The following is a 12,525-nucleotide window of genomic DNA, read 5'->3' on the forward strand; positions in this document are numbered from 1 at the left end:
ATGGAAAAGATAATAGAGGTTAAAAATTTATATAAAAGCTTTAGTGTAGGAAATGAAGAAGTTAATGTTCTTAAAGATATTTCATTGGATATATATAAGGGAGAGTTTGTGTCCATTATGGGACCATCAGGATGTGGAAAAAGCACCCTTTTATATCTGTTAGGTGGACTTGATAAACCAACTGGTGGGAATATATATATAAGAAATCAGGAGATATCTAGGCTAAAGGATAGAGAAATAAGCAAGGTAAGAAGAAGAGAATTAGGCTTTGTATTTCAGTTTTATAATTTAGTGCAGAATCTAAACTTAGAGGATAATATACTGCTTCCTATACTTTTAGATGGAGGTAAACCTAAGGAGTATAAAGAAAAATTAAATGAGATGCTTAATATAATTGAGTTATCTCATAAAAGAAAAGCTCTGCCAAGAGAACTTTCAGGAGGACAACAACAAAGAGTTGCTATTGCAAGAGCATTAATAAATAATCCAGATTTGATACTTGCAGATGAGCCTATTGGAAATTTAGATTCTAAAACTGGGACAGAAATTATGAAGTTATTTAAAAGAATAAATAAAGAAAAAGGCGTAACCATTGTAAATGTTACTCATTCAAAGGAATCAGCAGATTATGGAACACATATAATATATTTAAAAGATGGAGAGATATTAAATCATGAAAAAATAATTAAAGATGAAGCGGCTTTTACAAAAGAAAATAAGGAGTAAAAATTAACTTGTGATTTAAATTGAGTAAGTGATCCTTTTGAATTAACCTTTACTTTATGTGGTAACATAAGTGAATTTATGATATAAATATTATTATGCCATAATATTTATCAGATGTATTAAGTATAAATTTATAATAATATATAGAACATATTATTGTTGTAGATATTTAAAATGAATATGAGGAGGAATTTAACATGGGTTTCGATCTTTCAGGAATAGGAAATATAGTAAATAATTTAAAGGAAAAAGGTATTGATGGTATTAAGGAGCAGGTTGTTAATGCCCTTACAGATAAGTTTGGAGTATTACCAAAAGATATGGTTACACAAGTAATGGATCTTGGAGTGGATCAATTAGAAAAACTTCTTAAAAACATACCAGCTATAGGATCTTTAGAAGATCTTAAGAAGTATTTACCATAAGATATATTTTACTTATTATAATAGAAAATTATAGTAAGAAGATGTTGTAATTTACATATAATTAAAATAGTATAATTGGTTGTGGATTAAGTGATTAATTTTAGGTTACTTAATTCACTTTTTTATTTGAGGAACTATATTTTTTAAGCGTTTTTTATTTTAATTTGAATAATATAATAGAATTTTTATAGGAATTAAGATAAGATTGCACCTCCCAGAATTAAGGTTAGATAAAAATAAGTTTATTTTTATCTAACCTATTTTATTGTTTTTAGAAATGCTACAATATTAGTATTAAATAATTAGAGAATATGATATGGAAATTTATTGGCTAAATAAATTTAATTTTAAATTTAGTAGATATAATAATTTTATATAGCATTATTATATTGGAGTGTAATAGGAGTATTGATATGGTTAATTCAAAAGTTATAAATGTAGATAGAAATAATATAGAAGAAGTTTCAAAGGTCTTAGCAGAAGGCTTTTTCTATGATGATTTATATAAAATGATAATCCCTGATGAGGAGAAGAGAAAAAAGTTATTGCCAATATATTTTATGGCATATGTAAGGACTTTCTATGATATTTCCAAGGTAATAGCAACTTCAGAGAATTATGAGGGGGTAGCTCTTATATATAATAGTGAAAGCATTAAAAGAGGTTTCTCTTTCTTAGGGTTTATGAACTTTTGTTTTATGAATATAAGAATGTTAAAATATATAAGCTTTAGAGAATATAAGGATATAATGGGGAAAATAAAAGAGGCAGAAGAAGCTGTGACAGGGTATAAAAGAGAGGATAATCATATGCATCTGGAGCTTTTAGTAGTAGGAGAAAAGTATAGAGGAAAAGGTTATGGCAGAAGGCTTATGGAACATATAATAGAGGTAATAGAGAAAGAGAATAGAGTATGTGTTCTTGAAACCAATAATGAGGATAATATTTCTATGTATGAGAAATTTGGATTTACCTTAGTAAACAAGACATCACTAAAGGATGGAACAAATCATTACTCTATGGAATATAACGGAAAAATATAATAATTAAAGATAGAAGCAGTATAAATATTAAGTTATAGATTTATACTGTTTTTTACTATATAAAAGTAAATAATAAATATATGATCAGTAGATTTGACCTTATAGGAAAATAAGTAAATGTTTACAAAGGGTCTTTTTTATAATATAATTATTTCATAAAATTACAAAAGGAGGAGTTTTTATGACACCAGCTAATTTCTAATTTTTAAGTAAGCAAAATTTAAATTTTAAAGCTTAGAATACCTAGGCTTATTTGGAGTGCTTATTTTTATTAGAATTTAGTAATATGTCTTTAAAAGCTCTGAATTTATATGTGGAATATTATATATTCATGTATATGTAATGTTTTAATCAATAAGTTTGTATTATGTAGGGCTACAGAGATATTTTCTTGTAGTCTTTTTTATTTTTTATATAGGTTTTTAGTAATAACTAGATATATTTCTATATAAAAATACTAAGTATAATAATTAACCTATAGATATACCATGTTAGAACTTAATTTTGGAAGGGATTTAAATACTTGTAGCTTGTGGTTTAGTTTAAAGTATAAATTATTATGGTCATACCTATATAAGATTTAATATAGGTATAAGAGTAGTATTAATTCCTATTTTAAGATGGATTTATATAAATTAAAAAAGAGCTTTCATAGAATATCTAAATCATAATAGCACTCCTAAGATAATAAAAGGAGGGTTGATGTTTTATGACTACGCCTAATAAAAAGGTAATGATTAAAAGTTATTAAGAGGGGAGTATTCTTATGATTTTAACATTACCTAAATATAAATATAAAAACTATATTCCTCTCATTTTTTATATAAATAGAGAGGGAGATAGGAATGGAATTAAGAGTAAACTGGAATATAGATTTAAGAAACTTTAAAGAAGAGGAAAGATATTGTCATAATTGTAACGGAAAGGTTTTATTTAAGGATTCAGGTATAAGAAGGCAAAATGCAAATGGGAAAAATATATACCACTATGCAATATATAAATGTATAAATGGTCATACCTGGAATAAAAAGCTTGAAACTTTTAAGACATTAGAGGGGGTATCTAATGATAGAGTTACAAGAGAAGAAAAGAAAGATAATATAACTATTATAAATATAAAAGAAGTTAAAAAAGAATCTTTTTCTAAGATAATTATAAAGATTAATATTTTAGGAGATAAGATTAGAATAGATAAGCTTTTAAGTGATAATATAATGGGGATAAATAGAAATTATATTATAGACTTAATAGATAGTGGAGATATTCTCTTAAATAATAAAAAGTTTAAGAAGAGTTCAAAAATAACAGGAACTAACAATATTATTATAGATATTCATAAGGTGAATTTTAATTAAGGTACCTTATTGAGAATAGACTTGCCGAAAGGTGGGTCTATTTTTATGGTTATAATTATAGTAGATTATGATGAGAACCAAAATATTCAATACAACGTCTTATAGATGAGAGATGACATTAGGAGGGGTTAGATGGAGAAGGTTATTCAATTAAATGATGTTAAATCAGAAGATGATATATCATTGGCAGTTAATGGGGATAAAGGAGCCTTTGTTAGAATTATTAATGAAAATAAAGGTTTAATGTATAAAATGGGGAGGACTATTTTAAGAGATGATAATGATATATCAGATGCAATGCAGCAGGCTATATATAATGCTTATAAAAGTATAAATAAACTAAAGGATAAGAAAAACTTAAAACCATGGTTACTTAGAATTATGATAAATGAATGTAACAATATTCTTAGGGAAAGACAGAGGGTAATTGTTGTAGAAAATGTAGTGGAAAATTCCTTTATAGAAGACTACAAAGTAGATAAAGACTATATCTTTCATGCAATTGGGGGTTTAGAAGATGAACTTAAGATTTTAGTATTGCTATATTACTATGAGGATATGAAAATTTCTAAGATTTCAGAAAAATTATCTCTACCTGAAGGCACTGTAAAATCAAGGTTATCTAGGGCAAGAAAGAAACTTTATGAATTACTTAAGGAGGATGTAGAATATGGAAGATAAGTTAATTGATAATTTAATAAAGGAAGAATTAAAGGATAATAATGTGCCGGATATAGTTAATGATAAAGTTAATGAGGCATTATTCAACATTTCGAAAGGTAACTTAGATGAAGGTATTAGAGAAGATAAAAGAGGAAATAACTTTAGGGGAATAAAAATAGCTATAATATGTTTATGTCTTATTGGAGGTACAGGAGTAATATATAATAAAGAAATAGTAAGTTATGCAAAAGAGACTATAGTTACAGTTTTTAAATATATGAATGGTGAAAGAAGAATGAGTAAAGACTTTGATGAATATTCCAATAAAATTATGGCAGAGGCTGAAGACAAAAATATAACTGTAAAAATAACTGATGTTATAAGCGATGGAGTATCTTTAAAGCTTGGCTATACAGTAGAAAATAATAATATTAAAAGTAAGGAGGAAAAGTATGAAATATCTCCTTTAGGTAATAGGAACAATAATCTTTTTTATATTAATGGGAAAGAGATGGCTTTGGATTCAGGATGGGCAAATACTGATAACTTAAGTAATAAGGTTACTATAATATCTGAATCCCATAGATTTAAAGAAAAGTTACCAGAAAAGTTTGATTTAGAGTGGAAAATAACTAGAATAAATGAAGTAGAAGGAAATTGGAATTTAAAGTTTACGGTTGATAGTAATGAGCTTATGAAACAAAGTAAAATAGTGAAAGTTAACAAGAGTTATACTCTAGGAGAAATAAAATATCAGATTAAAGAAGTTAGATACACTCCTATATCGAATTTTATTGATATAACTGGAGAAGCAGATGAAAACTATTATATTGGAGAAAGAGGAGAAGAAAATATAAAAGGACTTCTTGTAACAGATGAAGAAGGGATAGTTATTCAGGAGGAGTCTGGAATTTATTCTAAGTTACAAGAAGGAAAAAGAGTTACAACCTATACCTTAGATAGTCCTATTGAAAAATGTCCTAAGAAAATAAATATAGTTCCTTATACTAAAGATATGGGAAGAAAATATGTAGGAGAAAAGCTAGAATTAGAAAAAGTCCATAAAATAACCATAGATATGGAGTAGTATAAAATATTATTTAAAGATAGAAAATGCATTCTTTTAGAATATGAACAACTGTTAAATATATGTAAATACTTGCTTTTTTAAGAGTTTTGACATAAAAATGACATAGTAATACCTTATAATTTAATTATAAACTAAACAGGGGGATTACTATGAAAGAGGAATTAAATAATTTTAATAATATAGAGAAAAATAAAAAAAGCAAAATGAATAGAAAACTGGTGTGTATAATATCAGGAGCGCTTGTTTGTATAGTTATAGGAACAGGGATTGGAAAAGAATCAAGGGCAATGGCTCTTACATTAAGTGATAAAAATAAGGAGTTAAAAGACTTTTCTTATGTTCCAAGTAATATTAATGATATTAACATTACTTATGAAGACGAAAAAATAGATAAAAATTATAATAAAGACAAGAAAGTTAAAGATGCAGTTAAAAAGATATCACCAGTAGTGGCAACTATATCTTCTACTGTATATCCAAGTATCAACTTTAATAATGAAGATCAGGAAGATAAAAGGCTTTTAAGAGAAGAAATAAAGGAAGATTTTTATTATAATGACTATGTAGAGGAGAAGAGCAATACCATAGGTCTTGAAGTTACAGATATAGATAGCTCTAAGGCAGGTAGATATAGATTAGAAGAAGGAGTTTATGTGTCTAATATTTCTAGTGACAGTGTGGCTAAGAAAGCTGGAGTAAAAGTAGGAGATGTTATAGTAGAATTTAATGGAGTATCAGTAAAAAGTGCTAATGATATAAATGCATTGAAAACTATACTTGGAAATAAGAATATAATGAACTTAGGTATAAATAGGGATGGACAAGAATTATTAATTCCTATTACACTATAGAAGATAAAATCTTATGAGATAGATATAAATAAATCTATTACATAAGGTTTTATTTTTAAGAGATGTTGAAGGATTAGTCCGATTATTATACCAAGAATCCATAACTAAGGGACAGTAGATAGTTTTGTTTTTACACAAAACTATCTACTGTCCCTTTTTATATTATGCTATATTATTAGATTTTCTTCTAAACTTTTTAAGATCAAGTTGCATAAACATAACTGCTATTACTATTATAAGCATACCTACTATTTGAGAAAGGCTTAGGCTTTCTTTAAAAACTATATAAGCGAGAATACTTCCGCCAATAGGTTCAAGAGCTATAAGAATACTTGCAAGATTTGTATCTATATATTCTGTAGCTTTTACATAACAAGTATTAGCTATAAATGTACTTAAAACACCAATCTCTAATATAGATGCTATAGGTACAAGTGGATTTTCATGATATCTTATTATATTGTAGGCTCCTTTAAAGTCTGTAAAGAAGGCTAAGAATATAGTACCAAAGATAAATCCATATATAAGCATTGTATCTTTTTCATATTTATTATTAACAAGTCTTGGAGCAATTATTTGAAGGGCAAATAAAACCCCTGTAGAGACTCCATATAATAATCCAATTAAATCTAATGATCCTTGGGAAGCACTAGTTATTTTTGATATAAGTCCACATCCTATAATAGCCATTATTATAGTTATAAGTTGTTGAAGCTTCACTCTTTCCTTAAAGAAAATCCTATTCATTAAAGTTACCCATATAGGATTAGTAAACATAAGTACTGTTGCTACAGATATTGGAATCCTAGATACTGCCATGTTAAAGCCAACAAAAGAAAAAGCAAAGGTAAATATTCCATATAGTGCACATATTATAATTCCTTTTAAATCAATTTTAAGAGCTTCTCTATTATTTTTTAGTATCCAAAAGAAGAAGCCTATGGCAGCTATAGAAGTTCTGAAAAATGCTATGGTAAATGGGTCAAAGTTTAATAAATCTAAATTTCTACTTACTATACCCATAAATGACCAAAATAATGCAGCGATAACCATTAGTCCTATTCCTTTTTTCTTCATATGTTTCCTCCTTATAAAATAATTTTTCTGTATGTGAAATTTAAAAAAACTAAGAATAAAAACTATAAGATATAATAGGGCAAAAGTTTACTTATACTAATTAACTTAGCTTTTAGATTTTATATTATAATAAGTATATACTAATAATTTCTATTTATAGCTTATGTTTAAAAATAAATATTATTTAGAATCTTTAATTATATTAAACTTATTATACAATTAGTAAAATTTTATCAGTATTAAGGGGGATATAAATTTGAGAAGTATAACTTTATCTAATGGAGAAACTGTAGAAGTTAATTGTTTAAGCTGTGCCATAACTAGTGAGATCATTGAGCCAGAAGGTGGAACCATAATAAATACAGAATATTTTCATGCACATCAAGATGTGGCATATCCTATAGAAGGATTAGTAATTTTAGCATCAAAAAGGCATTTTAAGTCTTTAGATGAACTTACAGATGAAGAGGCTAAAGATTTTATAGATATAACTAGAAAAATTAGAAAGGCTCAAAGAGAAGCTTTAGGAATTGAACATGTATATTATTTTTATAATGAAGATACTACTCATCACTTTCATTTATGGATGGTTCCAAGGTATAAGTGGATGTATGAATTTGGACATTCTGTTCAATCTTTAAGACCAGTTTTATTACATGCTAGAAATAACTTAAATACTAAAGAAAATAGGAAAAGGGTATTAGAAGGAATAGAAAAGTTAATGAGATATTTAAGATTAGTTTAAAATAAAAAGTTTATTTCCTACATTTGGTTATTTTTATCAAAAAGTTATAATTTATCTCTATATTATTATGCTAAATTACAAAATAAAATAAAATTCAAAATAAAAATTACAAAATTTACTATATTATGTTTATAATAGAATAGGTGTAGTGAAAACAATATAAACCTATAAATTCATAAAAAAATATATGATAAAATCAGCAATTTTTATAAAGTTAAAAAAAATCTATATTTAAGTGGATTAATAAATAATTTAGCATAATTTAATTATTAGAGAGATATAAAGTTGGAGGTGGATTATGACTGGAATAGAGCTTATATATGAAGTTAAAAAAAACTTTGAAAATACGGAAAGTATAGATAATCATATAGAAATTTGCTTTAATAGATCATTAAGTATAGTAATAACTTACTTGATCTTAAATAAATATACAGGAGAAATTCCTAAAACATTTATTGAGTATTTAAATTTTCTTAAGGATATTGCCATAGGTGAATATATAAAGGACAATACAGTTCCTATGGAGATAAAAAAGAAAACAATATTAAATCATGAATATAGAATAAATGAAGAAATTCTTATATTGTTTAATAGTTTTAAAGAAACAGTGGGATATTAGTATATTAGGAAGGTTTAAAATATTTGTTATAGGGTTTATGTGTTAAAAATTTTTTATAGGGAAGTTAGTATTAGGTTCATTAAGTTTTTAAGATAAGTTTATATTAAAAACTAATGAACTTATTTTTTTCTTAAACTTAAAATATTATTTAAGTTTAAGAAAGAAGAGTTAATTTAGATAAATATATTGTAATAATCACACTTAAAGATAAGCCTTAATAGAATAAAACATATGAACCGAGGTGGAATTTTAGGAGTACTTGATGATATAATAGATTTTGGAATTATAGATGTTATTAGAAATATCCGAGAATAAGGAGTAAAATATGATGAATATACAAATATTTGGAACTAAGAAATGTTTTGATACAAAAAAAGCTGAAAGATATTTTAAGGAAAGAAGAATTAAATATCAGTTTATTGATTTGAATATAAAGGGATTAAGTAAAAGAGAGCTGCAAGGAGTTAGAGTAGCAGTAGGCATAGCGAAATTAATAGATTCTACAAAAAAAGAGTATAAGACCTTAAACTTAGATAAAATAAGAACTATGGAAATGAAGGAAGAAATACTTTTAAATAATCCTAAGGTTTATAAAACCCCAATAGTTAGAAATGGGAATAAGGCTACAGTAGGATATGATCCAGAAACATGGAATTCATGGGAATAAAGGACAAATAAAGATTAATTATTTATATGAATAAAGGTATATAAAATAAATGAAATATAGTAGATGATACTAAATAATAAATTATGTTTAAGGAGATATGATGAAAAAAGGAAGAAAGATCTTTATAACTATATTATACATATTTCAAATTGGAATACTGATTCCATCTATAGTATTAGAATTATTATCTAAAGAGAAAATGGGTGTAATGAGATACTTAGTATATAAAAACACTGTTTTTCAAAAAGGATTCTTCAGTAGTAATTCTATAAGGCTTTACAGTGGAATTTTAATAGTTATGGCTTTAGCTTTAATAATATATGGATTAAGAGATATAAGAAAACTTAGGGGGTATAGCTTATTAGTTACAGTAGGAGCAATAGTTTTTAGTATAGGAACAGTTATGTCCTTTAACCTAAAATATATGCAAGAAATGTTAGGATATCATTTTTTACTAATAAGTTTTTTAGTTGTTACATTAATACAATATATAAAGTCAGTTATTGTTCTAATGAATAAGAAAGAAATAAATAATTAATTTAAGGAGTTGCCTCACAATGATAAAAGTGAGGCAGCTTCATTCCATTTTATAATAGTTTCAACTTAAAAAGTATATTACATATAATGGTTATGATAATACTTTGATAAGGAAAGAAACAATGAATTTAGAAACAATGAAGAAAGTATTAAAAGATAATCTTCCAAAGGATGCTAAGATTATAATATATAGAAATAAAGAAGAACCTATGATTTTTAATAAAGATATAGATGGAGACGGAAAAAAAGAAATTATAGGTGCTTATAAGCTAGGAGGAGAACCTTATGTACTTATATTAAAAAATATAAATAATCAATGGATAGCTACAGATATAATAAAAAATAAAGGCTATGATATAAATTATTTAGGGGTATATCCTCTTAGAAATAAAAAAATAAATAATTTAATTATAGGGTGGCAGATAGGGGCAATATGGAGTGAACTTGAAATTTATGAGTTTAAAGGAAGGACATTAAAAAAAATATTAGATGGAAAGGCTTATTCAAGAATAGACCTAGAAGATATGAAGGGTAAGGGGAAAAAAGATGGAATATATGAAATTGCCCTTTGGACCCATGATACTGGAGAAGCTTATAATATAGACATATATAAGTTAAGATATGTAAAACTCTATAAAGCACCAGAGTATTATCCATATTATTTTGAAAAGGTAGTTAAATACTATGAAAAGCTTGTAAAAAAAGATGGAGATAGCCCTATATATTTATATTATTTGATACTAGCTTACATGTACACAGGTAGAAAAAAAGAGGCATTAAAATCAATAGATAAGGCTCTAAAATTTAAGAATCCATATAAAAGTAGGGAAGAACTTTTAAGAATAAAGGATAGATTAGAAAAAGGTATAAAAAAGGGAAGAAATAATGAAGGGTTACCAGAGGACATATCACCTAAGCTTTATGAATTTTATGAAAAAGTTTTAGGGGGGACAGAGTATGGGTATATCAATGAAGTAGGGAATGAAGTAATGCCACCTAAATATGAATATGGAAGAGAGTTTAGTAGAGAGGGCTTAGCAATAGTTGAAGAAGGTGGGTTATTTGGGGTTATAGATGGAGAAGGAAATTACACTATAAATCCTAAATATAGCTTTCTAAATGTTTTTTATAAGTCACTATTTTCTGCCTATAATGGAGAAATAAAAATTGTGGATAAGGATGATAAGGAGATATCTAAGGATAAATATATATATTTATCTCCAGTACAGGATGAAAGAGCTGTATTTGAGAAAAAGGATGATAATTTATTTCTTTATGGGTATTTAGATGAAAAGGGAAATGTGGCTATAAAGGAAAAATATAAATATGCCTATGATTTTTCTAATGGAAAGGCTTTAGTAAATCTTAAAGATGATGATTTTCAAGTTATAAATAAAAATGGTGAAGCAGTGGAGAGCTATAATAATATGAAAGTATTAAATTATAGTGAAGGAAAGCTTGCCTACCTTGATGTAAAGAAGGATAAGTATGGATATATAGATGAAAAAGGAAATAAAATTATACCAGCTATATATTCAGAAACTCAAGGGTTTAAAGATAATAGGGCTATTGTAAATACTAGTGATGATATAAAAAACAAAATTGGAGTAATAAATGAAAAGGGAGAAGTTATTATACCCTATAAGTATAATGATATAAGATATATTGGAAGAGGTAGATTTGCAGTAGGAGTAGCAGTTGAGGAAGATGCACCATATATGGGTTCAACCTACGGGATTTTTGATAAGGATGGAAAAATGATAAAAGATTTTCTTTACTCTGATATTGGAGAATTTAAAGAAGATTCAACATGGGTAAATGAAGGAGAGAAAACCTTTCTTATAAATACATTAGGAGAAAAGTTGGCTACCTTCCCTTTTTTAGATGGTAAAGGAACAATAGAAGAGAGAGGGTATTTATATAAAGCAGAAATAGATAGAAGAATATTCTATTTAGATAAGCTTGGGAATTTTATATGGAAGTATAAGCCTAATATTACAGTAGGGGATAATATTAAGGTCAATGAAGTGAAATATAGACCCAATATAGATTATTTAGTATATTACCCCAAATTAGATGGATTAAAAAACTTAGAAGCCCAGGGGCAAATAAATAACAAAATTAAAAGCTTATCTAACCTAAAAGATGTAAAAAAAAATGAAAGATTAAATTATAACTATTTAGGTGATTATGAGGTAATATATTTTAAAAATAGTTTATTGGTTATTGAACTAGATACCTATGAATATCATTTAGGAGCAGCTCATGGGTTGTCCACAAAAACCTATTTAAATATTAATATTAATTCAGGAAAGATATATGATTTAAAGGATTTATTTAAGGTAAATAGAGATTATAAGAAAGTTTTAAATGAAATAATAATTGATGACTTAAATAATAAAAAGCAATATGAAGGGTTATTTAAGGATGCCTTTAAAGGAATAAGGGATGATCAAGGCTTTTATATAAAGGATAATAAGCTTTATATATTTTTTAATGTCTATGAAATAGGACCCTATGCAGCTGGAACTCCAACCTTTGAAATAGGACTTGATTCTATAGGTGATATTTTAAATAAAGATGGAGAGTTTTGGAAAGCATTTAATTAGAAGGATTTTAAATATAAGTAGCTTTAAGTTTTCAGATGAGAAATTTGAAATGTCAATAGATATATTTATTTAAACTTTAAATAAATATTGAACTTTCTATTAAAATAATATATACTTA

13 protein-coding genes are annotated in these 12,525 nt (G+C 26.1%); 12 read left to right on the forward strand and 1 reads right to left on the reverse strand.

The features are described from left to right. The 7 genes from BR69_RS20575 (at position 1) to BR69_RS0113640 (ending at position 6,153) form a co-directional block, all read left to right on the forward strand. On the forward strand, positions 1–726 hold the full coding sequence (locus tag BR69_RS20575; protein ID WP_034849926.1) for an ABC transporter ATP-binding protein: 726 nt from the start codon (positions 1–3) through the stop codon (positions 724–726). A 197-nt stretch (positions 727–923) separates the two neighbouring features. Beyond that, a complete protein-coding gene (locus BR69_RS0113615; RefSeq protein WP_027633664.1) occupies positions 924–1,151 on the forward strand; it encodes a DUF4351 domain-containing protein in 228 nt (75 codons plus the stop codon). A 413-nt stretch (positions 1,152–1,564) separates the two neighbouring features. Further along, positions 1,565–2,194 carry a GNAT family N-acetyltransferase gene (locus BR69_RS0113620; protein ID WP_027633665.1) on the forward strand — a complete coding sequence of 210 codons (630 nt, stop codon included), beginning with the start codon at positions 1,565–1,567 and terminating at the stop codon, positions 2,192–2,194. An 845-nt stretch (positions 2,195–3,039) separates the two neighbouring features. Beyond that, the gene (locus tag BR69_RS0113625) at positions 3,040–3,549 is read left to right on the forward strand and encodes a DUF1062 domain-containing protein (protein ID WP_027633666.1); all 510 of its coding nucleotides are present in this window, start codon (positions 3,040–3,042) and stop codon (positions 3,547–3,549) included. A gap of 132 nt (positions 3,550–3,681) precedes the next feature. After that, positions 3,682–4,230 (forward strand): RNA polymerase sigma factor, encoded by a 549-nt coding sequence (locus tag BR69_RS0113630; protein ID WP_027633667.1) that lies wholly within the window; start codon positions 3,682–3,684, stop codon positions 4,228–4,230. After that, positions 4,220–5,299 carry a DUF4179 domain-containing protein gene (locus tag BR69_RS0113635; protein WP_027633668.1) on the forward strand — a complete coding sequence of 360 codons (1,080 nt, stop codon included), beginning with the start codon at positions 4,220–4,222 and terminating at the stop codon, positions 5,297–5,299. The genes BR69_RS0113630 and BR69_RS0113635 overlap by 11 nt, the downstream gene beginning before the upstream one ends. A 152-nt stretch (positions 5,300–5,451) precedes the next feature. Beyond that, positions 5,452–6,153 carry a PDZ domain-containing protein gene (locus BR69_RS0113640; protein WP_027633669.1) on the forward strand — a complete coding sequence of 234 codons (702 nt, stop codon included), beginning with the start codon at positions 5,452–5,454 and terminating at the stop codon, positions 6,151–6,153. 162 nt (positions 6,154–6,315) lie between these two features. On the opposite strand, the gene BR69_RS0113645 is transcribed toward BR69_RS0113640, so the two are convergent. Then, on the reverse strand, positions 6,316–7,230 hold the full coding sequence (locus BR69_RS0113645) for a DMT family transporter (RefSeq protein WP_034849929.1): 915 nt from the start codon (positions 7,228–7,230) through the stop codon (positions 6,316–6,318). 256 nt (positions 7,231–7,486) lie between these two features. On the opposite strand from BR69_RS0113645, the gene BR69_RS0113650 reads away from it, so the two are divergent. The 5 genes from BR69_RS0113650 (at position 7,487) to BR69_RS0113670 (ending at position 12,407) form a co-directional block, all read left to right on the forward strand. After that, positions 7,487–7,975 (forward strand): HIT family protein, encoded by a 489-nt coding sequence (locus tag BR69_RS0113650; RefSeq protein WP_027633671.1) that lies wholly within the window; start codon positions 7,487–7,489, stop codon positions 7,973–7,975. A gap of 298 nt (positions 7,976–8,273) precedes the next feature. Further along, positions 8,274–8,594 carry a hypothetical protein gene (locus tag BR69_RS0113655; protein WP_027633672.1) on the forward strand — a complete coding sequence of 107 codons (321 nt, stop codon included), beginning with the start codon at positions 8,274–8,276 and terminating at the stop codon, positions 8,592–8,594. 328 nt (positions 8,595–8,922) lie between these two features. Then, positions 8,923–9,261 (forward strand): arsenate reductase family protein, encoded by a 339-nt coding sequence (locus BR69_RS0113660; protein WP_027633673.1) that lies wholly within the window; start codon positions 8,923–8,925, stop codon positions 9,259–9,261. A gap of 100 nt (positions 9,262–9,361) precedes the next feature. Further along, complete coding sequence (locus tag BR69_RS0113665) at positions 9,362–9,799, forward strand: hypothetical protein (protein ID WP_027633674.1); 438 nt, start codon at positions 9,362–9,364, stop codon at positions 9,797–9,799. Positions 9,800–9,920: 121 nt separating this feature from the next. Beyond that, positions 9,921–12,407: a WG repeat-containing protein gene (locus BR69_RS0113670; RefSeq protein ID WP_027633675.1), complete on the forward strand. Its 2,487-nt coding sequence runs from the start codon at positions 9,921–9,923 to the stop codon at positions 12,405–12,407. Positions 12,408–12,525: the final 118 nt, after the last annotated feature.

This window comes from Clostridium hydrogeniformans DSM 21757, assembly GCF_000686705.1.
Lineage (GTDB): Bacteria > Bacillota > Clostridia > Clostridiales > Clostridiaceae > Clostridium_Z > Clostridium_Z hydrogeniformans.